This window comes from Streptomyces sp. NPDC002602 (assembly GCF_042889445.1).
Classification (GTDB): Bacteria; Actinomycetota; Actinomycetes; order Streptomycetales; family Streptomycetaceae; genus Streptomyces.
This window is the reverse complement of record NZ_JBIAQX010000004.1, coordinates 326,187-347,228: the sequence shown is the minus strand read 5'-3', so window position 1 is coordinate 347,228 and position 21,042 is coordinate 326,187. Positions and strand designations below refer to the sequence as shown.

At 74.3% G+C, this 21,042-nt stretch carries 17 protein-coding genes; 8 read left to right on the top strand and 9 right to left on the bottom strand.

From position 1 onward, the window contains the following. Positions 1-12: 12 nt before the first annotated feature. Entirely contained in the window at positions 13-492 is a 480-nt protein-coding gene (locus ACFYW3_RS14665) for an NUDIX domain-containing protein (protein ID WP_351373183.1), read from the bottom strand. Positions 493-562: 70 nt separating this feature from the next. Beyond that, positions 563-1,588 carry a cation diffusion facilitator family transporter gene (locus ACFYW3_RS14660; protein ID WP_389386444.1) on the bottom strand — a complete coding sequence of 342 codons (1,026 nt, stop codon included), beginning with the start codon at positions 1,586-1,588 and terminating at the stop codon, positions 563-565. Positions 1,589-1,739: 151 nt separating this feature from the next. Between ACFYW3_RS14660 and ACFYW3_RS14655 the strand changes: the two genes are divergently transcribed. From ACFYW3_RS14655 to ACFYW3_RS14645, 3 genes are read left to right on the top strand one after another with little or no spacing between them, the layout of a single operon-like run. Next, positions 1,740-4,286, top strand: coding sequence for an FHA domain-containing protein (locus ACFYW3_RS14655; protein ID WP_389386443.1), 2,547 nt, complete (start codon positions 1,740-1,742; stop codon positions 4,284-4,286). Positions 4,287-4,291: 5 nt separating this feature from the next. Continuing rightward, entirely contained in the window at positions 4,292-5,056 is a 765-nt protein-coding gene (locus tag ACFYW3_RS14650; protein ID WP_389386442.1) for a hypothetical protein, read from the top strand. Further along, positions 5,056-6,066 (top strand): protein kinase, encoded by a 1,011-nt coding sequence (locus ACFYW3_RS14645; protein WP_389386441.1) that lies wholly within the window; start codon positions 5,056-5,058, stop codon positions 6,064-6,066. Before ACFYW3_RS14650 ends, ACFYW3_RS14645 begins: the two co-directional genes overlap by 1 nt. A 77-nt stretch (positions 6,067-6,143) precedes the next feature. Here ACFYW3_RS14645 and ACFYW3_RS14640 read toward each other — a convergent pair whose 3' ends face one another. Together ACFYW3_RS14640 and ACFYW3_RS14635 are read right to left on the bottom strand one after the other, a co-directional pair. Beyond that, on the bottom strand, positions 6,144-6,509 hold the full coding sequence (locus tag ACFYW3_RS14640) for a hypothetical protein (protein WP_351751314.1): 366 nt from the start codon (positions 6,507-6,509) through the stop codon (positions 6,144-6,146). Between the two features lie 105 nt (positions 6,510-6,614). Then, positions 6,615-7,880 carry a streptophobe family protein gene (locus ACFYW3_RS14635; RefSeq protein WP_389386440.1) on the bottom strand — a complete coding sequence of 422 codons (1,266 nt, stop codon included), beginning with the start codon at positions 7,878-7,880 and terminating at the stop codon, positions 6,615-6,617. 149 nt (positions 7,881-8,029) lie between these two features. Here ACFYW3_RS14635 and ACFYW3_RS14630 point away from each other — a divergent pair, with 149 nt between their 5' ends. The 3 genes from ACFYW3_RS14630 (at position 8,030) to ACFYW3_RS14620 (ending at position 14,329) form a co-directional block, all read left to right on the top strand. Beyond that, entirely contained in the window at positions 8,030-9,370 is a 1,341-nt protein-coding gene (locus ACFYW3_RS14630; protein WP_389386439.1) for a DUF6777 domain-containing protein, read from the top strand. A 39-nt stretch (positions 9,371-9,409) separates the two neighbouring features. Then, positions 9,410-11,479 (top strand): SpoIIE family protein phosphatase, encoded by a 2,070-nt coding sequence (locus ACFYW3_RS14625; RefSeq protein ID WP_351751317.1) that lies wholly within the window; start codon positions 9,410-9,412, stop codon positions 11,477-11,479. A 99-nt stretch (positions 11,480-11,578) separates the two neighbouring features. After that, the gene (locus ACFYW3_RS14620; RefSeq protein ID WP_389386438.1) at positions 11,579-14,329 is read left to right on the top strand and encodes a phosphodiester glycosidase family protein; all 2,751 of its coding nucleotides are present in this window, start codon (positions 11,579-11,581) and stop codon (positions 14,327-14,329) included. A gap of 12 nt (positions 14,330-14,341) precedes the next feature. On the opposite strand, the gene ACFYW3_RS14615 is transcribed toward ACFYW3_RS14620, so the two are convergent. The 3 genes from ACFYW3_RS14615 to ACFYW3_RS14605 all read right to left on the bottom strand — a co-directional run bounded on the left by ACFYW3_RS14615 (position 14,342) and on the right by ACFYW3_RS14605 (position 17,827). Continuing rightward, on the bottom strand, positions 14,342-16,267 hold the full coding sequence (locus tag ACFYW3_RS14615; RefSeq protein ID WP_389386437.1) for an ABC transporter permease: 1,926 nt from the start codon (positions 16,265-16,267) through the stop codon (positions 14,342-14,344). Positions 16,268-16,425: 158 nt separating this feature from the next. Next, the gene (gene modA, locus ACFYW3_RS14610) at positions 16,426-17,253 is read right to left on the bottom strand and encodes a molybdate ABC transporter substrate-binding protein (protein WP_389386436.1); all 828 of its coding nucleotides are present in this window, start codon (positions 17,251-17,253) and stop codon (positions 16,426-16,428) included. Positions 17,254-17,431: 178 nt separating this feature from the next. Next, positions 17,432-17,827 (bottom strand): molybdopterin-binding protein, encoded by a 396-nt coding sequence (locus tag ACFYW3_RS14605; RefSeq protein ID WP_053681863.1) that lies wholly within the window; start codon positions 17,825-17,827, stop codon positions 17,432-17,434. A 134-nt stretch (positions 17,828-17,961) separates the two neighbouring features. Here ACFYW3_RS14605 and ACFYW3_RS14600 point away from each other — a divergent pair, with 134 nt between their 5' ends. Beyond that, on the top strand, positions 17,962-18,339 hold the full coding sequence (locus ACFYW3_RS14600; RefSeq protein ID WP_053681862.1) for an RNA-binding S4 domain-containing protein: 378 nt from the start codon (positions 17,962-17,964) through the stop codon (positions 18,337-18,339). A 29-nt stretch (positions 18,340-18,368) separates the two neighbouring features. Here the strand turns inward: ACFYW3_RS14600 and ACFYW3_RS14595 are convergent, their stop codons facing one another. Then, positions 18,369-18,776 carry a PTS fructose transporter subunit IIA gene (locus ACFYW3_RS14595; RefSeq protein ID WP_351763518.1) on the bottom strand — a complete coding sequence of 136 codons (408 nt, stop codon included), beginning with the start codon at positions 18,774-18,776 and terminating at the stop codon, positions 18,369-18,371. After that, positions 18,773-19,378 (bottom strand): dihydroxyacetone kinase subunit DhaL, encoded by a 606-nt coding sequence (dhaL, locus tag ACFYW3_RS14590; protein WP_351763520.1) that lies wholly within the window; start codon positions 19,376-19,378, stop codon positions 18,773-18,775. The genes ACFYW3_RS14595 and dhaL overlap by 4 nt, the downstream gene beginning before the upstream one ends. An 852-nt stretch (positions 19,379-20,230) precedes the next feature. Here dhaL and ACFYW3_RS14585 point away from each other — a divergent pair. Beyond that, on the top strand, positions 20,231-20,875 hold the full coding sequence (locus tag ACFYW3_RS14585) for a fasciclin domain-containing protein (RefSeq protein WP_389386435.1): 645 nt from the start codon (positions 20,231-20,233) through the stop codon (positions 20,873-20,875). The last annotated feature ends 167 nt before the right edge of the window (positions 20,876-21,042 follow it).

Sequence of the window (21,042 nt, the reverse complement as noted above, 5' to 3'; positions counted from 1 at the left end):
GTCAAGGTCGGGTCAACCCTTCAGAAGCACCAACAGCCGCTCCAGAAACGGCACTTGGCCGGGAATCAACTTGGATTCGGCCACCGCCGGAGGGAACCAGGCCACCTTGTCCAGTTCCGGGAACTCGCCGATCCGCCCCGAGTGCGGCGGCCACTCCATCGTGAAGGTCCCGGGCACCATGAGCGCCGGATCCAGATCCGCCCGCACCGCCCAGATCGTCACCAGCTTCCCGCTCGGCATCCGGATCTCGCCCAGGGGCAGGTACGGGCCCTCCGGGGGCGGCAGGCCGATCTCCTCGGTGAACTCCCGGCGGGCCGCGTCGCGGGGGGTCTCCTCCGGACCGTACTCGCCCTTGGGGATCGCCCAGGTGCCGGTGTCGCCCCGCCGGTCCCACAGGGGTCCGCCCATGTGCCCGAGCAGGACCTCGATGTCGGTCTCCTCTTCGCCGGCCCGACGGAAGAGGAGCAGGCCGGCGCTTCGTTTCTGTGCCATGCCGCTATCCATGCCCCGCGTGCGGGGTGTCGGCACCACCGGACCGCCGGCGATCGTGACCGTCGGACCGTCAGTGGTCGTGCGGACCCTCGCGGTGGACCGGGCCGTGCGCGTCCGCGCAGTGCGAGTCGCCCGTCGGGACCTCGCCCGGTCGCCGCCCGACCGAGAGCAGCGCGTCCTGCGCGTGGTCCACCTGGAGCGTGGTGTGCGTGATCCCGTACTCCTTCTCCAGCAGTGCTTCCAGGTCACGGCGCACGGCGTGGCAGTCGCCCGCCGGTTCCACCAGGACGTGCGCGGAGAGGGCCGCCTGACCCGAGGTGATGGTCCAGATGTGCAGGTCGTGGACCTCGGTCACCGGCGGCTGCCCGACGAGCCGGTCGCCGACCGCGTCCGGGTCCGTGCCGGCCGGAGCGGCTTCCAGGAAGATCCGACCCGACTCGCGCACCAGTCCGTAGCCCGCCTTGACCATCAGCGCCACCACCACGAGCGAGGCGATGGCGTCGGCCTGCACGAAACCGGTGGTGAGCACGATCAGACCGGCCACGGCGGTGCCGATGAAGGCGAACAGGTCGTTCAGTACGTGCTGGTAGGCGCCCTCGACCGCCAGGGAGGAGCGGTTCGCCTTCGAGATGCACCAGGCCGCCGCCACGTTCACGACGATCCCCGCGAGCGCCGTCACCAGGACGAGTCCGCCCTCCACCGGCGGCGGGTCGAGCAGCCTGCGCACCGCCTCGTACGCCAACCAGACCGCCAGCAGGAGCAGGGTGAGGCCGTTGGCCTGGGCGGAGAGTATCTCGGCCCGCTTGAGGCCGTAGGTGAACCCACCGCGCGCCGGCCGGGCGGCTAGTCGCATCGCGATCAACGCGAGGACGATCGAGACGGCGTCGGTGAGCATGTGCGCGGCGTCGGAGATCAGCGCCAGGGAGTGCGCCATGACGCCGATGACCACCTCGACGGCCATGAAGCCCGCGATCAGGGCGAGGGCGATTCCCAGCCAGCGGCGGTCGGCGTTCGGGTCGACCCCGTGGCTGTGTCCGCCGTGGGCGTGGCCGCCGTGGGCGTGGGTGTGGTCCTTCGCGTGGTCGTGCCCGGTCATGGCGTCCCCCGTTTGTTCGGTTCCGACGCGTGAAGTGAAGCGCACCTTTCGAAGATGGGCAAAGGCTGCAACGGGGACCGTTGTCATTACCCATAAGAGGGCTCTGACCTGCGGTTATGCCGAGCCGGTCGGATCGTGGGAAAATCTGACCATGGTCCAGCGCCCCGGTGTGCCGACCGCACCCGAACTCGTTCTGGAAACGGCCGGGGGCTCCACCGCGATGAGCCCGGTCCGGACCTACCACGTCGGCCGGGACCCCCTCTGCGAGATCTGCCTCGACGACGCCCGCGTCTCCTGGCACCACGCCGTGCTGCGCGCCGAAGGCGACCACTGGACCGTCGAGGACGAGGACAGCACCAACGGCACCTGGGCCGACGGCCGCCGGGTCCACGCCTGGAACGTCGGCGCCGGCAGCGAGCTGCGCTTCGGCAGCGTCGACGACGGCCCGCGCGCCCTCCTGCTCGGCCCCGAGCCGCCCGCCAGACCCGTGGAGCCGGCGGCGACCCCCGCGCGCACGGCCCCGTCGGCCCCCGCGCCGGCCGAGCCCCCGCCGGCCCCGTCCGCCCCCGCGCTTTCCGTGCGCCCGTCCGCCCCCGCGCTTCCCCTGCGCTCGGCGCCGCCGGCCAAACCCGCGTGGCCGTCGACGCCCGTACCGCCCGCCGGGCCCGCAGGCGGGACCTCGCGGCCGTCCTCCGTGGCGCACCCCGGGCTGACCGGAACCTTCGCCCGGCCGACCTCGGTCCGCCCGCTGCCCGCGCGAACCGCCGTGCGCATCGGGCGGGCCGGCGACAACGACCTCGTCGTCGACGACCTCGTCGTCTCGCGCCGCCACGCCGAGCTGCGGGCACGCGCGGACGGCACGTACGAGATCGTCGACCTCGCCAGCCACAACGGCACCTACCTGAACGGCGCCCGCGTCGAGCGCGCGCCGATCGCCGAGGGCGACATCGTCGGCATCGGACACACCGCCTTCTGCCTGGTCGGCGACCAGCTCCAGGAGTACGTGGACACTGGTGAGGTCTCGCTCGACGTCCAGGACCTCGCCGTCACGGTCGACCACGGCCGCAAGGTCCTGCTCGACCACGTCTCCTTCCCCGTCGGCGCCAAATGCCTGCTCGCTGTCGTCGGCCCCAGCGGCGCCGGCAAGTCCACCCTGCTCGGCGCCCTCACCGGCCTGCGCCCCGCCGACCAGGGGTCCGTCCTGTACGACGGACGCGACCTGTACCGCGACTACGCCGAACTCCGCAGCCGCATCGGCCTCGTGCCGCAGGACGACATCCTGCACGCCCAGCTCACGGTGCGTCGCGCCCTGACCTACGCCGCCGAACTGCGCTTCCCCCAGGACACCGAGAAGGCGGAACGCCAGGCGCGGGTGGACGAGGTGATCGGTGAGCTCGGCCTCGTACAGCGCGCCGACCAGCCCATCCACAGCCTCTCCGGCGGCCAGCGCAAGCGGGTGTCCGTCGCCCTGGAACTGCTCACCAAACCCTCCCTGCTCTTCCTCGACGAACCCACCTCCGGTCTCGACCCCGGGATGGACCGTTCGGTCATGCACATGCTGCGCGGCCTCGCGGACGACGGTCGCACCGTCATCGTGGTCACCCACAGCGTGCTCAGCCTCGACGTCTGCGACCGGCTGCTCGTGCTCGCCCCGGGCGGGCGCGTCGCCTACTTCGGGCCGCCCGACGAGACCCTCGACTTCTTCGGCTACGAGCAGTGGCCCGAGGCCTTCGAGGCCTTCGAGAACCAACAGGACCGCGACTGGGCCGCCGAGTACGCGGCGTCCCCCCTGCACCGCAGGTACGTGCGCGGGGCCGCCCCCCGGCCCCCCGTCGCGGACGGCAGGCCCGGACCGGCCGGTTTCGTCGCCCCTCCGCCCAAGGCGCAGAGCTGGGGTTCCCAACTCTCCACCCTGGTCCGGCGGTACGCGGCGGCGCTGAGCGCGGACCGGACCTTCCTCGCCATCATGGTCGCGCTGCCGTTCGTGATGGGCGCCATGGCCCGCGCCCTGGCCGGCAGCCGCCTCACCCAGGAGACGGCGATCAACGCCCTGCTCATCCTGTGCGTGGGAGGCGTGCTCACCGGCGCCGCCAACGCGGTGCGCGAACTGGTCAAGGAACGGACCATCTACCAGCGCGAACGCGCGGTGGGGCTGTCGCGCTCCGCCTATCTGATGTCCAAGGTGGTGGTCCTGGGCGCGATCACGGTGGCCCAGGCCGTCGTGCTGACCCTCGTCGCCCTGTTGGGCGTGAACCTAGGCGCCCCCGACGGCAAGGGCGTCCTCATGCCACCGCTGATCGAGATCACGATCGCCGTCGCCCTGCTGTCGTTCACCGCGATGATGCTCGGCCTGCTGGTCTCCGCCCTGGTCAGGAAGGAGGAGGTCACCATGCCGCTGCTGGTCCTCCTCGCCATCGTCCAGGTGGTCTTCTGCGGGGCGCTCCTGCAACTGGACGGGGTGCCGGTGATCCAACAACTCTCCTGGCTGGTGCCCTCCCGCTGGGCACTCGGCGCGATGGCGGGCACCATCGACCTGGGCGCGATCGTGCCCGGCCCCCTCACCGACGACCCGCTGTTCGCGCACACCGTCGGCGTGTGGCTGCTGAACCTCGGGATGCTGGTCGTGCTGTGCGTGCTGTTCGGCGTACTGGTCTCCCGGCTGCTGCGGCGCCACGAACCCGCCATCATGCGGAAGTAGGCCGCGTGACGAGCCCCGAAGCACCCGAAGGCGTCGCCGACTTCCGGCCCACCCACGTCGTGCCCCGGGACGGCCTGCCCGCCTGGGAGGCACCGGACGTCTCGCGGCCCACCGCGGCCCTGGACGCCTTCCTGCCCGTGCAACTGCTGTCCCGGCGCGGCGAATGGGCGGAGATCCTGTGCGCCAACGGCTGGTCCGCCTGGGTGGACGGGCGACTGCTGGTCGTCGTCCCGCAACCGCCGCCCACGGCGGGACGCCCCCTGACCCGCGCCGAGGACCCCCGACCGCTGCTCGCCCGCGGAGTCGAGGCTCTGGAGCGCTACCGCCGGGCCGCCGACGAACTCGCCTCCGGCCGGACGGACGCCGACGGCTTCCGGCGCGCCACCCGCGGCCTGCGCGCCGGGGTGGTGCTCGACGGGGCGGAGATCTGGCTCTACGACGAGACGGCCGGGCGGTGGATGTACGGCGACGGCACCCGGCGGGCGACCTACGCGGTCGTCGCGGAACCGGGCACCGCCCCCGGACCCCGGCCGCCGGTCGAGGACCCGGAGCCCGACGAGCAGGCGCCCGCCGCGCCCGCGCCCGGGCCCGCGTCCGACGAACGAGCGCCCGCCGCGCCCGCGCCCACGCCCGATGAACGAGCGCCCGCGCCCGCGTCCGACGAACAGGCGGGCCCGGCGGGCGAGGGGCCCGGCGGGGTGCCCCCCGGGCCGGCGGACGGACACGAGCCGACGCGGATCGTCGACACACCCGGGGGCGGTGGCCGGTGATGTCCGCCGCGGACGCCCCGGGAGGCCGACCGGCCGGCACCGGGACACGGATCGCCGGATACCGGTTGGAGGGCGAGATCGGGCGCGGCGGGATGGCCGTCGTCTACCGGGCGCGGGACCTGCGCCTCGACCGTGTCGTGGCACTGAAGCTGCTGGCACCCGAGTTGGCCCGCAACGACACGTTCCGACAGCGGTTCGCGCACGAGTCGCGGGTGGCGGCGTCCCTCGACCACCCGCACATCGTGCCGGTCTTCGAGGCGGGCGAGGCGGACGGTCTGCTGTACATCGCCATGCGCCACGTCGCCGGACAGGACCTGCGGGCGATGCTGGACCGCACCGGTCCGCTGCCGGTGGCGACGGCCGCGCGGATCGCGGGCCAGGTGGCCTCGGCCCTGGACGCGGCCCACGACCACGACCTGGTCCACCGGGACGTCAAACCGGGCAACATCCTGGTGGCGGAGGGCACCGACAGCGAACACCCCGAGCACGTGTACCTGACGGACTTCGGGCTGACGAAGAAGTCCCTGTCGCTGACCGGGTTCACGAGCGTCGGACAGTTCGTCGGAACGCTGGACTACGTGGCGCCGGAACAGATCTCCGGCAAGCCGGTGGACGGGCGCTGCGACGTCTACGGCCTGGGGTGCGTCGTCCACGAGATGCTGGCCGGCGGACCACCGTTCCGGCGGGACGACGACATGGCCCTCCTGTGGGCCCACCAGTACGACCCGCCACCACCGGTGAGCGCGGAGCGGCCGGACCTGCCGGCCGCGGTGGACGAGGTGGTGGCGAAGGCCCTGGCCAAGTCGCCGGAGGAACGCTGGCGCACCTGCCTGGAGTTCACCGCGGCGCTGCGCCGGGCGGGGGAGGAAGCGCCGGGGGACGGCCGGCGCGCGGCCACCCGAACGGTTCCGGCCCCGCCCGTCGACGCCCCGGAGTCGGGCGAGTCGCAACCGGCGCCCCCGCCGCCGCGCTGGGCGCTGCCCGTCTTCCGGCCGCGGGACCGGGCCTGACGCCTGCGCCGTGTGGCCGTGTGGCCGTGTCGCGGTGTCCCGGTGTCCCGGTGAGGGGACCCCGTCGCCCGACGTGGTCAGGATCCGTCCCCGAGAGTGGGCAGGCAGAGCACGTACGCGCGGACGTCCGCGTGCGAGGCGGAGGCGTACCAACCCTTGCGCCCGTGCGGTCCGACGACGGGGTGACTGGCGAGGACGGGCCCGGTTCGGCCGTTCTCCAGGGAGTAGCCGCCGGACTGTACGAGCATGCCGTCGGGGCAGTAGACCGCGCTCCCGGAGACCTTGCGGGGCGTGGCGTCCTGCACGCCGACCGGACCGGCCAGGTAGCGCGCGCCGGTCGTCGCCTCCGTGGGGAGTGCGGTGGACAGGGTCAGGGCGACGGCGGAGACGGCAAGCAGGCCGCCGGCGTGGAGCGGCCGGAACAGGCCTCTAAACGTGTTCACGGAGGTGAGATTGGCATGCAGAAACGATGCCCCGATGAACCGATATCCCGCTCTTCACCCGTACGGCCCATCGGTTGCCGGGTTCGGGGTCGATCCCTGTGGGGATCAGGGCTGCTCCACACGGCCGCGGCGGCGCAGGGGGCGGGCCACCAGGGCTCCGAGGAATCCCGCCACGGCGCCCCACAGCAGGGCCAGACCGACGTTGCGCCACAGGTGCGGACTGAGCTCGACCCTGCCCCCGAGACCGCCCGCGTCGCCGATGCCGAGCAGTGACAGACCGAACTCGGCGTGGACGGAGGCCATCAGGCACACCGCCAGTGTCGCCGGCGCCAGGGCCACCGCCAGGTGCAGCGCGTGCTGTCGCGCCCGGACGTGCGCGGGCGAGCGTACGGCCGCCAGCACCCCGGTGCCCAGCAGCAGGACGGCGGCCACCGGAACCAGCCACCATGCCCGGGAGTCGTGTTCCGCGAGCGAGGCGACGTCCACCGTGGACAGGTCGGGACCGCGCAGCGTCTGGTCCAGAATCCGCGGCATCGGCAGCCCGAACGGCCCGTCCACGCGGCCCTCCCAGGACCCGCCGAAGCCCAGGGTCAGCGCGAGCCAGGCCAGGTTCGGCAGGCCCAGCAGGATCACCGCGAACGTCTGCGCGGCGTCCCCCCGGGTGGCGGCCACCACCAGACCGGTGACCACACCGATCGCCACGTACGCCAGCAGCAGCACGACCGTGGCGAAGGCGGCCGGACGCACCGCCGTGTGGAAGCGCACCAGTGCGGCGGGCAACGGCGCACGCCGGGAGACCAGCAGGGTGATCGACAGCAGGCCCAGGATCCAGAGCAGTCCGAAGAACAGCGTGGCCGGCACCTCGGCCCGGAAGCCCACCGTCGGCGCGGCGTCGAGGAGTTCGCCGATCTCCCCGACGGGGGAGTCGCCGGTGGAGATCCCGAACTCCTGCCGGGCGATCAGGGCGACGCCGAGGAGGGCGAGCAGCCACAGCACCACCAAGGGCACCATGCGCCCCAGCAGTTCGCGCGGGTGGGCCACGGCCCGGTTGTGCAGGGGCCGCAGGAAGCAGAGGCCGACCGTCAGGGCGCCGGCCAGGGTCACCGAGAGCGGGAGCACGGACAGGTTCACGTCGGCCTCGGCCAGGAACCCGGCGCCGCCCGACACCGCGATCGAGCCGCCGGCCGCCATCACGACCACGGCGGCGACCACCCGGGGGAACGCACCCTCCGGAAGGTCGCCCGCACCCGCACAGGCCAATCCCGCCGAGGCGATCACGATCATCACCACGAAACCCGCCACGACGGCGACCAGGGCGTCACGCCAAGCCCGCGCGGAACCACCGGAGGTCGTTGCTGACGTTCGGCTCACCCGACAACGGTAGGCACCCTCGGCTTGCGGCCACCACCGGGAGGCCCCACACAATGGTCCGCAAGAGTGCAAGAAATCCGGAGATTTCCGTACACCACCACGGAACGTCCGCCCCGGACCGGAACTCCGCCGTCAGGGAAGAAGAGCCCGTGACCACGCAACCCTCCGGCCAGGAACCGCCGCTGCCCCCGCGGTCGTCACAGTCGCCGTCCGAGCACCCGTCAGGTCCCCCTTCCGGCCCCCTGTCGGGCGGGCGGCGGGGAGGCCCGCCCGAGCAACCGCCCGGGGGGCCCGCCGGCCCCGGCGGTCCCGCACCCACCGGGCCGTCCGGCAAGGGCCCGTGGTGGCGTTCCGGCCCCCGGTTGGCCGCGGCGGTCGTCGCCCTGGCGGCCGTCGTGGCGCTGGTGGTGGTGCTCACCCGGCCGAGCGGCACGCCCTCCTCCACCCGGGCGGGCGGCGGGGAGGTCTTCCTCCAGCCCGCCTCCGCGACCGGACCCGCCCCGTTCACCGAGTCCACGGCGGCCGAGGAGGCCACACCGCCGTCGCAGAGCCCGCCGCCCACCGCGAGCGACAGCGCGCCGGCGACCGGGGCGACGGTCACGCGCAGCGTCAGCGGGGCCGCGCCCGGGCTGTACGGGGGCACCCGGAACACCGCCAGTTGCGACGTCGGGAAACAGATCACGGCGCTGACCGGGCAACCGGCCAAGAACACCGCCTTCGCCTCCGCCCTCGGGATCCGACCCGAGGCCGTACCCGCCTACCTGCGCTCCCTGACCCCCCTGCGGTTGCGCGCGGACACCCGGGTCACCAACCACGGCTACCGCGACGGCAGGGCCACCCCCTACCAGGCGGTGCTGCAGGCCGGTACCGCGGTGCTGGTGGACGACCGCGGGGTGCCGCGGGTGCGCTGCGCGTGCGGCAATCCGCTGGGGGAGCCGGTGGCGCTCGGGGCCGACGCGAAGCGCACCGGGCAGTCGTGGCCCTCGTACCGGCCCCAGCGGGTGGTGGTCATCGCTCCCTCGGTGAAGGTCGTGAACACCTTCGTGATCTACGACCACCACAACGGGACCTGGTACGGACGGGACCGCGCCGACCACGACGGCAAGCGCGACAAGCCGGTGCCCCCGCCGGTGACCCCCACCCCGACGGGCACCGCCCCCTCGGACACCGCCACGGCCCCCGGGAGCGGCTCGCCGACGGACACCGACACCCCGACGCGATCGCCGGGCGACACCCCCGGCATCACCCCGTCCGACAGCCCCCCGGAGTCCTCCGCGCAGTCCCCGGGGCGATCCCCGGAGCAGTCCCCGGAGGAGCCCGCCTCGGATTCGCCCGCCGACACCACCCGGAGCGACAGCGCACCGAGCGACAGCACCCCGAGCGAGGCCCCGGCGGATTCGCCGCCCGCCCGCGTCGCCCCGTCGGACACGCCGCCGGTCACCCCGTCCTCGGCCGCGCCCCCCTCGCAGGCGAACCCCCGCACGGAGTGACCGCGCGCCCGGGCCGGGGAACAGTGAGACCCTGGCTGCATGGACCAGCGGGGAATCACGACCCCCGAGGTCGACTGGCCCGCGCGGCCCGACACGAGTCTCGCGCTCAACCGCATGGGCACCTTCGACTGGGACCTCGACAGCGGACGGATGCACCTGGATCCCACCGCCCTCGAGGTCCTCGACTTGCGTCCGGACGAGTTCACGGGGACCCCCGCCGGACTGCGCATCCGTCTCGTGTCCGGCGAGGAGTCGCGGATCGACGCCCGCGTCGCCCAGGCGATGAAGGACGGCCGCAGCCACTACGGGGCGTACTTCCGCAGTCGCAGGCGGGACGGAACCCTCGGCTGGACCCACATCCAGGGCCACATCCTGCGGGACCCGCACGACGGTCGTCCGTACCGGGTCATCGGGATCCTCCGCGACGCCGCCCACGACCCCGTCGAGCCGGGCGCCGCCGGGGAACGCAACGAGGGGCGCCGCCGGATGACCGGCGTCGTCGAACGGACCACCGCGATCCTCGCCCACGCGCGCACGGTCAACGACGTGACCGACGTGCTCAAGGACCCCGAGGCCCTCGGGCACCTCGGAGCCGTCAGCGTGATGCTCGGCGTCGTCGACGGCGCCCGCGTCCACCTCGTCGCCGAAGGACAGCTCGGTTCCTACGTGCCCGAGATCGAGTACACCCGCGTCGACGCGCGCTTCCCGATGAGCGAGGCCGTCCGGACCCTCCAGACGGTCTACGTCGCGTCCCGCGAGGAGTTCCAGAGGCGCTACCCGGAGTTGTGGCCCTACATCGAACCGCTGGACGTGCGCAGCGGGGTCTACCTGCCCCTGATCGCCCAGGGCCGTCCCGTGGGCGCGCTCGGGCTGCTCTACAGCCGGGACGGGGACTTCACCACCGAGGAACGGAACCTGCTGGTGGCCCTGGGCAGCGGCATCGCACAGAGCCTGCAGCGGGCCATCCTCTTCGAACAGGAGCACGACCTCGCGGAGGGGCTCCAGCGGGCCATGCTGCCGCGCAGGATCCCGGAGGTGCCGGGCGCGCTGATCGCCGTCCGGTACCGGGCGGCCAGGATGGGCCGGGACATCGGCGGCGACTGGTACGACGTGATCCCCCTCGGGGAGGGACGGGTCGGGGTGGTGATCGGGGACGTGGAGGGCCACGACACCGACGCGGCGGCCGTCATGGGCCAGTTGCGGATCGTCCTGCGGGCCTACATCGCCGAGGGACACACGCCCGGCACGGCGATGGCGCGCGCCTCGACCTTCCTGCGGGAACTCGCGACGGAACGGTTCGCCACCTGCACCTACGGCGAGGTGGACCTGAACACCGGCATGCTGCACCTGGTGCGGGCAGGCCACCTCGACCCGATCGTCCGCCGCGGCGACGGCAGTTGCCACCGGATCCAGGTGGCCGGGGGACTGCCGCTCGGCCTGCCCGCCCGCGAGGAACCGGGAACCGGTACGGGCTACCCCGTGACCAGCGTCGAACTGCACCCCGGCGACACCCTGCTGCTCTGTACGGACGGCCTGACGGAACGTCGCGGCGACCGGGCCGATTCCGGCATGCGGGAGGTCATGGAGGCCGTCCGGGGCGGACCGGTCGACGTCGAGCGACTGGCCGACGTGCTGTGCGACCTCGTCGGCGACGCGGGCGGCGGCGACGACATGGCCCTGCTCCTGCTGCGCCGCCGGGGCACCCCCGCCCCGCGCGGAGGCGGCCCGTTGCGCCACGAACTCGCCCCCGGCGACCCTGACGGCCCCGCCCTGGCCCGACATCTGATCCGGGCCGCGGTGGCTGCCTGGGGCGCCCGGGAGCGCGCGGACGAGGTCGAGCTGGCCGCCGACGAACTGATGGCGAACGTCCTGGTGCACACCGACGGCGCGGGACACGTCAGCCTGCGGCTGACCGCCGAGGGGCGGATCCGCATCGAGGTCGAGGACTCCAGCAGCGCCCTGCCTCACCGGCGCGAGGCGGGGGACTGGGCGGTGTCGGGACGCGGACTGCTGCTGGTGGACCGGCTCGCGGACGACTGGGGGGTGGAACCCCGGGGCGGCGGCAAGTGCGTGTGGTGCGAGTTCATCGTCCCGCGGCGGACCGGGTAGCGGTGCCCGCCGCCCGGCCGCACGGCGAATGGCTGAACCCGCCGTTCCCGGACCGGGTGGTGCTCCCGGTACCGCGCCGACCCGCGAAATCCTTCCCGGGTGTCGATCCCCCGGTCGCCCCTGCCGGCCCTGCTCGCCCCGCTGCTCTGCGGCGCCCTGCTCGCCGTTCCGCCGCCCGCGCTCGCCGCGGAGGTCGACGCCGGGATCGAGACCGCCCGCACCTCCCGCCCGGTCGCCCCCGGCGTGCGGCTGGAGTCGTACGACCGGCTGGAGAGCGACCGTTGGCTGCGGATCGACGAACTCGTCGTCGACCTCGCCGCACCCGGCGGGGTACGGGCCGAGTACCTGGGCGGGCACGGCGCCGAGACGCTCGCCCAGGCCGTCGCCCACCACCCGGCCGGGCCGGGACGCCGCGTCGTCGGAGCCGTCAACGGCGACTTCTTCGACATCCGGGGCACCGGCGCCCCCCTCGGCCCCGGGGTACGGGACGGCCGGCTGCTGCACTCCGCCTCGCCCGGCCCCGGCGCCGCCGTCGGTTTCGCCCCGGACGGCAGCGGCCGCGTCCTGCGCCTCGGTCTCACCGGGAGCGTCACCCTGCCCGGCGGTGCGGTCCGCACCCCGGCCGGGTACAACGCCGCCCTGCCACCCGCCGAGGGCTTCGCCGCGTACACCGCCGACTGGCCCGGCTCCGCACTCCCGGACACCGGGCCGGCGGTGGAACTGCGCGACGGCCGCGTCGCCGTCGCGGCCCCGACACCGGTCCCGCGGCGGCCCGCGCGCCGCGAACGCCCCGCCCCCGGCACCACCCTGCTGGTCGCGGCCGGCGCGGCGGCGACCGAACTCGCCGCCCTGCGCGTCGGGGATCCCGTGACCGTCACGGCCGCGCCGCTGCCGGAGTCGGGACCGGTACCCCTGGCGGCCGTCGGCGGGCGGGAGTCCCTCGTCGTGGCCGGGATCCCGCAGAACCACGACGGCGAACCGAACAACACCGCCGCCCCGCGCACGGCGGTCGGCCTCTCGCGGGACGGCCGGTCGCTGCGCCTGGTCACCGTGGACGGCCGCATGCGGGCCAGCGGCGGACTCACCCTGACCGGGCTCGGCCGCATGATGCACCGGCTCGGATCCCACCAGGCCCTCAACCTGGACGGCGGCGGCTCCTCGACGCTCCTCGCCGCACTCGCCGGGGCGAGCGCCCCGCGCCTGGAGAACACCCCGTCGGACGGGAAGCCCCGCCCGGTCCCCAACGGCCTCGTGCTCACCGCCCCGGTGGGCTCCGGCCGGCTCACCGGCTACCGGATCGAGGCCGCCGGCGGCGCCGGCCGCCTCTTTCCCGGGCTGACCCGCACCCTGACCGCCATCGGCCACGACCCCGCGCTCGGGCCGGCCCCCGGCACACCCTCCTGGTCGGCCGAGGGCGCCGGCCGGATCGGCCCCGACGGGATCCTGCGCGGCTCCCGGCCGGGGCCCGTCACCGTACGGGCCCGCACGGCCCGGCCCGGCGCCGGCCCGGCCGAAAGCGGCCCGGCCGAGGGCTCGTTGGCGCTGGAGGTGCTCGGGCCGCTGACCCGGATCCGCCCGACCCGGGACCGGATCGGGCTCGCCGACCGGACGGAGAGCGCCGGCTTCGAGCTGACCGGGTACGACGGCCAGGGCCGCGCGACCACCGTCGAACCCGGGGACACCGTCCTGCGCTACGACCGCTCCCGCTGGCGGGTCACCCCCGACGGGCGGGGCGGCTTCACCGTCCGGGCACTGGTCGCGCGGGCCACCGGGCGGCTGCGCCTCACCGTCCCGGCCACCGGCGCCACCGCCGAACTGGCCCTCGGGGCGGGCCTGGAGGCGCTGCCCCTCGCCGACCTGGAGGACGCCGGCCACTGGAAGGGCGCGGGTGCGACCGCCGCCCCGGGCGAGGGCCGACCGGGCACCGGGATCGCCCTCACCCTTCCCGCCCCGGCCCCGACCGCCATCGCCGTCGCCCCCCGCCCGATCCCCCTTCCGGAGCAGGCCCGTTCGGTGTCCCTGTGGGTCGCCGGGGACGGGTCCGGGGCGCGACCGGTGGTGCACCTGGCCGACGGGGACGGGGCAGTTCTCACCCTGCGCGGACCGGCCGCCGACTGGTCCGGCTGGCGCCGGATCACCCTGCCGCTGCCGGCGACGGCCGAGCCACCGCTGCGCCTCACCGGGCTGTCGGCCACCGACGGGGGCGGCCCGGCCCGGTTGCTGCTGGACACGCTGACCGCCGAGACCCCGCCGACCGGATCCGCCCCGAGGGTCACCCTCCCCCCTGACCCGGTCGTGTCGACGCCCGCCGGGGTGCGCGCGCGGCCCTGGCGGTTCGCGGTCTCGCCGGACGGGCGGGTACCGGGCGCCGGCGCGGACTTCGTCCTGGACGGGGTGGACGGCCGCCCGGGCTTCACACACCGGGGCGTACGCTTCGTGCCGCTCGACGGTCGCCGCCGTACGCTCGACGCGGGCGGCGGGCTGGACCGGATGCGGGTCCTCGCCGACGCCCTCACGGCCGCCGCACGGGAGCCGGGTACGGGCGCGGTGGCCGTCGTACAGCGGTACGCGCCGAGCACCGTCGACCGGAACGAGGCCGCCCTGCTGACCCGGCGCCTCGCCGAGTTCCGGCGCGCCACCGGGAAACGCGCCGCCCTGTTCACGCTCGACGCCCCCCGCTTCACGGCCGCCCGCACCGAGGGCGTGCCGACCGTCACGGTCGGGCGCGCCGGCCGGACCCTGATCGGAGTCGACGCCTTCGCGGCGGGGGAGTGGCTCTCGATCCTGCCCGGGCCGGCGCCGGTGCCATCGCCGCCGCGGCCGAGAGGATCCGGAGGCGTCGCGCCCTGACGCGGGCACCGCTCAGAGCGACACCAGCGTGATCTCGGTGGCCTTGACGCTGCACCAGACGGAGGCCCCGTCGACGACGCCCAGTTCGGCCGCCGCCTCCGGGGTGATCTCCGCGACCAGGTCGGGCACTTCGAGCGAGGAGACCAGCACGCGCAGTCGGCTGCCGGTCGCGGTGATCTCCCGTACGGTTCCGGGCCAGACGTTGCGGGCGCTTCCGCTCGGGCGGTCCCGGTGCAGCGACACGGCCTCCGGGGCGATGATCGCGAGCGCCGGCGCCCCCTCGGGCTGCGCCTCCGGCACCACCAGCCGGCCGCCTCCGGCGAGCGCCAGCCCATGGGCGGTGGTGGTGCCCGGCCAGGCGTTGCGGCCGAGCATGCGGGCGACCCAGGGGCTGCGGGGGTGGCGGGTGACCTCGGCGGGCGGGGCGTCCTGGAGGGTCTGGCCGTCGGAGAGCACGAGCACCCGGTCGGCCAGCGACACGGCCTCGACGGGGTCGTGGGTGACGATGAGGCAGACCCCGCCGAAGCCGGCGAGGTGGGTGCGCAGGGCGTGGCGGACGCGCGCCCGGGTGGTCTGGTCGAGGGCGGCGAGGGGCTCGTCGAGGAGGAGGAGCCGGGGTCGGGTGGCGAGGGCGCGGGCCAGGGCCACGCGTTGGGCCTGGCCGCCGGAGAGCTGGCCGGGTTTGCGGTGGGCCAGGTGGCCGACGCCGAGGCGGTCGAGCCACTGCCGGGCCTCCGTGCGGGCGCGGGCGCGGGGCGTGCCGTGGGCGCGGAGCCCGTAGGCGGTGTTGGAGAGTGCGGTGAGGTGCGGGAAGAGGGCGCCGTCCTGGGGGACCCAGGCGACGTGTCGCTTGTGCGGGGGCAGGGCGGTGACGTCGGTGTCGCCGAGGGTGAGTCGGGCGTGGGCGCGCGGGGTGAGTCCGAGGAGCGCGCGCAGGAGGGTGGTCTTCCCGGCGCCGTTCTCGCCGACGACGGCGATGGTGGTGCCGGGTTCGGCGTCGAGGATCAGCCGGTTGAAGCCGGTCACCTCGGCGTGCAACGCCCAGCGGCCGTCCTCGTGCGCGGCGGCGGCAGGCGCCTGCGGAACACGGGCCGCGGGGGAGTCCTCGGGCGCCGCGGGGGTCTCGACGTCCTTGCGGGCGACGGGGGTTCCCGTCCACCGCCCGCGCAGGGCGATCAGTACGCCCATGGCGATCGCGAGCAGCAGAAGCGACACGGACGTGGCCGCCTCGGGGCTGTCCTGGAGCAGCAGGTAGACCTGGAGCGGCAGGGTCTGGGTCTCGCCGGGCAGGTTCCCGGCGAAGGTGATCGTCGCGCCGAACTCGCCGAGCGCGCGGGCCCAGGTGAGCGCCGCTCCGGCGACCAGGCCGGGGGCCACCATGGGCAGGGTCACGGTGAAGAACACGCGGACCGGCGAGGCGCCGAGGGAGGACGCGGTCTCCTCGTAGCTCTGCTTCAGTCCACCGAGCGCCCCTTCCAGGCTGATGACGAGGAAGGGCATCGCGACGAACGTGGCGGCGACGACGGCGCCGGAGGTGTGGAAGGGCAGCGTGATGCCGAAGGTGTCCTCCAGCCAGGGCCCGAGGAGTCCGCGCCGGCCGAAGCCCAGCAGCAGGGCCACACCGCCGACGGTCGGCGGCAGCACCATGGGCAGGAGGACGAGCGACCGGACGAACGCCTTCCCCTTGAACTCCACCCGGGCCAACAGCCATGCCAGCGGCACCCCGAGGACCAGCGAGAGACCGAGGGCCCAGAAGGAGACGACCAGCGAGAGTTCGAGGGCCTGAACCACGTCGGGGCTGGTCAGATGGGTGGTCAGCTCGCCCCACTGGGTGCGGGTGAGGATGCCGACGAGGGGCAGCAGCAGGAACGCGACGGCCAGCAGGGCGGGCAGCGCCAGGGCCACGGGCGGCCTGACACGGGTACGGACTCTGGTCATGTGGGGTTCCTGGCTGGGAGTTTCGCCGGGTGGGAAGCGTACGGCGACGGGGGCGGACGGCGCGGCCGGAACGGACGACACGCGGACGGGACACGCCGAGAGGGGCCGCCTGTCCCCCCGGACCAGGCAACCCCTCTCGGCATTGGGCGCGGGGCCCGTTACGGCTTCTGGAAGCCCGCGTCCTGGAGGATCTTCTGCGCCTCCGGGGTGCTCAGCCAGGCGACGAACGCGGCCGCGGCATCGGCGTTCTTGGAGCCCTTCAGCGAGGCGGCCGGGTAGGAGGCCACGGCGTTCTGCCCGTCCGGGATGTCGACGACGGCGACCTTGTCACCGGACTTGAGGGTGTCCGTCTTGTACACGAGACCGGCGTCGGCCTCGCCCAGCTCCACCTTGCCCAGTACGGCGCGGACGTTGGGCTCCTGGGAAACCGGCTTCACCTCGACCTTCTGGGCGTCGAGGATCTGCTTGCTGTAGCGGCCGACCGGGACCTCGGGCCCGGCGAGCACGACCTTGATCTTGGTGTCGGCGAGGTCCTTCAACTCGTCGATCTTGAACGGGTTGCCCTTGGCGCTCGCGATGACCAGGCGGTTCTTGGCGATGACGGTCGGGCTGTTGGTCTCGGCCTTCAGGCCGTCCATCGTCTTGGTGTCCGCGGTGACCAGCGCGTCGGCCGGGGCGCCCTGCTTGACCTGCGCGGCGAGTTCCTGCGAACCGGCGAAGGAGAACGTGACCTTCGTGCCCGGGTGCGCCTTCTCGTAGGCGGCGCCGGCGCTCTTGAAGACGTCGGTGAGGGAGGACGCGGCGAGGACGGTGAGGTTCGCGGCCTTGGGGGCGGCGGAGCCGGCGGAGGAGGGGGCGGCGCTCGGGGAGGAGGCCGACTCGTCCTTCTTGTCGTCACCGCCGCCACAGGCTGCCAGGACCGGCACGAGAAGGGCGGTGGTCAGGGCTGCGGCGACGGTACGACGGCGGTTCAGCGTCGGGGACATGAGCAGGAGCTCCTCGGTCGGGTCGGCGGCCGGCCTGGTGCCGGGACCGCGTGGTGGTGACCCGCGCCGGTGACGGGCGGAGCGGGTGGGGACGTTCGGTGGTGCTGAGCGGTGGTGCGGGGACCGCTGATCGGCGGCGGGTCGGTCGGGGACGCCGTGACCCGCCACGAGGGAGGGATCAGGTGCGGTCGATGTGCACACTGGTGGACTTCACGCGGGCGGTGGCCCGCATGCCGACCTCCAGTCCGAGCTCCTCGACGGCCTCACGGGTGAGCAGGGAGACCAGACGGTGGGGACCCGCCTGGATCTCGACCTGGGCGGCCACGTCGCCGAGCTTGACGGCCGTGACGATGCCCGGGAAGGCGTTGCGCGCGGAGGTGTAGGGCTCCTCGTCCTCGGTGTGGGCTCCCTGGCCCACCTCGACGGAGAAGGCGGCCAGCGCGCGGCCGTCGATCAGCCGGCGACCGCCCTCGTCGCGATGGGTCGCGACCCGGCCGGCGTCGGCCCAGCGACGCGCCGTGTCCGGGCTGACGCCCAGCAGACGCGCGGCCTGTCCGATGGTGTAGGACTGCATGGGCGACAAGGTAGGGGCACTTGTCGCGCATTTGCAATTCCATTGGGGCGATGTACATGGCAGATGCCATGGTGATTGGTGTTTCCGCCAAAAGCCGTTCCGGCTTTCCCCGAGCCGCTCGTTAAAGTCGGGGCATGGCTGAAGAGGGATCGGGAACAGTTCGGGTCGACGCGTGGATCTGGGCCGTGCGTCTGACGAAGACCCGCTCGACCGCGGCGACCGCCTGCCGGGCGGGCCACGTGAAGGTCAACGGGGAACGCGCCAAACCGGCCCAGCCCGTACGGGTGGGGGACGAGGTGCGACTCTTCCACGCGGGGCGCGAGCGCATCGTGGTGGTGCGGCGGACGGTCGCCAAGCGGGTCGGCGCCCCGGTGGCCGCCGAATGCCTCACCGACAACAGTCCGCCGCCGCCCACGCCCGTCGAGGCGGCCGTGGTCGGCATCCGCGACCGGGGCGCGGGACGCCCGACCAAGCGGGAGCGCCGCGAGATCGAAACCCTGCGCGGCCGCTGAAGCGTCACGTTCGGAACGCGCCGGGGGGCTCAGGCCTTCCGGTACGCGTACGCCTCCTCGGCCGCGGCCGCCACCGCGTCCAGGGGGGCTCCGGTGGAGGCGGTCACCACGGCCGCCACCGCCCCCTCCAGGAACGGCGCGTCGACCAGTCGGCTGCCCTCGGGCAGTTCCTCGTCCAGCAGCAGCGACTTGACCGACAGCACCGAGCTGCCGAGGTCCACCAGGATCGCGATGCCCGCGCCCCGGTCCACGGTCCGGGCGGCCGTCACGATCAGCTCCGGGTTGGTGCCCAGGCCGCCGTCGGGGCCACCGCCCGCCGTGGCCACCAGGGCCGTCGCGCCGCCCGCGGCGAGACCCGTGGCCAGCGCGGCCACCGACTCCGCGACCCCCTCGCTGTGCGACACCAGGACGATTCCGACCATCGGTTCGGCGCTCATCCACGTGCCTCCGCGACCTCGGCCAGGGCCCCCAGCAGCAGCGCGGACGAAGTGGCCCCCGGGTCCTGGTGCCCGATGCTGCGCTCACCCAGGTAGCTGGCCCTGCCCTTGCGCGCCTGGAGCGGCACCGTCGCCAGCGCCCCGTTCTCCGCCGCCTCGGCGGCCGCGCGGAACGAGGTGGTGAGCGCCGCCACCCCCGGCACCAGCGCGTCGAGCATCGTCTTGTCGCCGGGCGCCGCCCCGCCGAGTTGGGCGACCGCGCCCACCCCCGCGTACAGGGCCTTGCGCAGATCCTCGTCCGAGACCTCGGCGGCGTCGCCCAGTTCCTTGCCGGTGCGGCGCAGCAGCGTTCCGTACAGCGGTCCGGACGCGCCGCCGACCGTGGAGATCAGGGTCCTGCCGGCGAGTTGCAGCACCGCGCCGGGCGTTGCGGGGCTCTCGGCTTCGAGGGCCGCCCGTACGGCGACGAACCCCCGCAGGAGATTGCTGCCGTGGTCGGCGTCCCCGATGGGGGAGTCGAGCTCGGTCAGCCGGTCCGCCTCCCGTTCGACGACGGACGCGACGGCGTCCATCCAGCGTCGGAAGAAGTCTGCGTCACGCACCGGAATCTCCTCGCCTCACGTCCACCGGGGCAGTCCTTCCACCACCCTACGGTCACCCCGGCCCGACGGCCCTCGGCGCGAGGTACCGCGTGGCGCCGTCATCGGAAGCGAAACCGGGTGGGCGCGCTGCCGCGATGTCATCGCCCCGGGCTTGGACACCGCCCCCGCCCGGGGCTCGGCCCCGTCCCCGGCCCGGTCGTGCCCCCCCGTCATCAGGCATGGGCCCATGGGTGCCGGCGCCCACTGACACCCCGTCGGCCGAGTCTCCTCGCCGTGCGGCCCCCGGACCCGCGCGGCCCTCCCCGGAGCCCGCGCGGACTCCTCTCCTCGCGCCGGGCCCTGCGGCCCATACGCCCTTGTCGGCGGTGCTGCGCCGGAACCGGGCGGCAGGTGAACTCCCGAAAGGCTCGCAAGACGTCAACCCGATGATCGGTTGTCATCCGAGAGGAGGAATGACCAATCCACCCGCCCCCCGGCGCCGAAGACCGGGTGTGAGCGACAACGGCAGCACCATCGAGCGCGACGCCCAGGCGGCGCCGACAGTTCTGCCGTCCGGAGTCCCCGTCCGGACGGTGGTGACCCCTCGGGGCATCCCGTCGGCGCCGGGGCACTCCGCGCGGGCCTCGGCGGTGCCGGGTTCCCCCGACCGGCCGGGCCCGGCACCCACCGGTGCTCCCGGCCCGGACCGCAGACCCCCCACCGGCCGCGCGAGCCGCCGGCACCCGGTCGTGGTTCCCGCCGCCTGACCCACCCGGCGGCGGTGCCGCCACCCCCACACCGCTCCTCCCGTACCACCCCCATGCCTGAATCCCCCTGAAGTACCCCCGGATGATCCCAAGGAGAACAACCGTCATGATGGCTCTTCGTTTCCGCCGTACCGCCGTCGCCGTCGCCGCCGCATCGGTCCTTCCCTTCGCGCTGGCCGCCTGCTCGGACTCCGGTGAGAAGTCGAGCGCCGGCAGCGCCGCCTCCGAACAGGCCACCCCCGGCGCGGACGCCGCCTCCACGCCCGCCATGGCGATGGACGCCCCGTTCGGCCCGGCGTGTGCGGGTGTGCCGAAGGAGGGCGCGGGCAGCTTCGACGGGATGGCCAAGGACCCGGTCGCCACCGCCGCCTCCAACAACCCCGCCCTGTCCACGCTGGTCGCGGCCGTCAAGCAGGCCGGACTGGTCGACACCCTCAACAACGCGAAGGACATCACCGTCTTCGCCCCCACCAACGACGCCTTCGCGAAGATCCCGAAGGCCGACCTGGACAAGGTCCTCGCCGACAAGGCCATGCTCACCAAGATCCTGACCTACCACGTCGTCGGCCAGAAGCTCGCTCCCAAGCAGCTCGACTCGGGCTCCTTCGACACCCTGGAGAAGGGCAAGATCACCACCGCGGGCTCCGGCGAGGCCTACAAGGTCAACGGAACCTCCAACGTGGTCTGCGGCAACGTCCCCACCGCCAACGCCACCGTCTACATCGTCGACACCGTCCTGATGCCCAAGTAGCACCGACGCGCGCGAGGGCGCGCGCGACGGACGAGCGCACGCCGTGCGGCCCCCGCCGGCCGGGGCGCACCCCCCCCGGCCCGGGGGGGGGGCCCCGGCCCTTTATGGTAAACGGGCCCTTGCCGGGGCCGATACCAACCCGCGGACCCCACCCCCCAAAAGACAGA

Bases quoted from the DNA above. Each gene is read 5' to 3' on its own strand.
- modA (WP_389386436.1), bottom strand. From the start codon at position 17,253: ATGTCCCCGACGCTGAACCGCCGTCGTACCGTCGCCGCAGCCCTGACC.
- ACFYW3_RS14595 (WP_351763518.1), bottom strand. From the start codon at position 18,776: ATGAGCGCCGAACCGATGGTCGGAATCGTCCTGGTGTCGCACAGCGAG.
- ACFYW3_RS14585 (WP_389386435.1), top strand. From the start codon at position 20,231: ATGATGGCTCTTCGTTTCCGCCGTACCGCCGTCGCCGTCGCCGCCGCA.
- ACFYW3_RS14625 (WP_351751317.1), top strand. From the start codon at position 9,410: ATGGACCAGCGGGGAATCACGACCCCCGAGGTCGACTGGCCCGCGCGG.
- ACFYW3_RS14615 (WP_389386437.1), bottom strand. From the start codon at position 16,267: ATGACCAGAGTCCGTACCCGTGTCAGGCCGCCCGTGGCCCTGGCGCTG.
- ACFYW3_RS14645 (WP_389386441.1), top strand. From the start codon at position 5,056: ATGTCCGCCGCGGACGCCCCGGGAGGCCGACCGGCCGGCACCGGGACA.
- ACFYW3_RS14600 (WP_053681862.1), top strand. From the start codon at position 17,962: ATGGCTGAAGAGGGATCGGGAACAGTTCGGGTCGACGCGTGGATCTGG.
- ACFYW3_RS14665 (WP_351373183.1), bottom strand. From the start codon at position 492: ATGGCACAGAAACGAAGCGCCGGCCTGCTCCTCTTCCGTCGGGCCGGC.
- ACFYW3_RS14655 (WP_389386443.1), top strand. From the start codon at position 1,740: ATGGTCCAGCGCCCCGGTGTGCCGACCGCACCCGAACTCGTTCTGGAA.
- ACFYW3_RS14660 (WP_389386444.1), bottom strand. From the start codon at position 1,588: ATGACCGGGCACGACCACGCGAAGGACCACACCCACGCCCACGGCGGC.
- ACFYW3_RS14605 (WP_053681863.1), bottom strand. From the start codon at position 17,827: ATGCAGTCCTACACCATCGGACAGGCCGCGCGTCTGCTGGGCGTCAGC.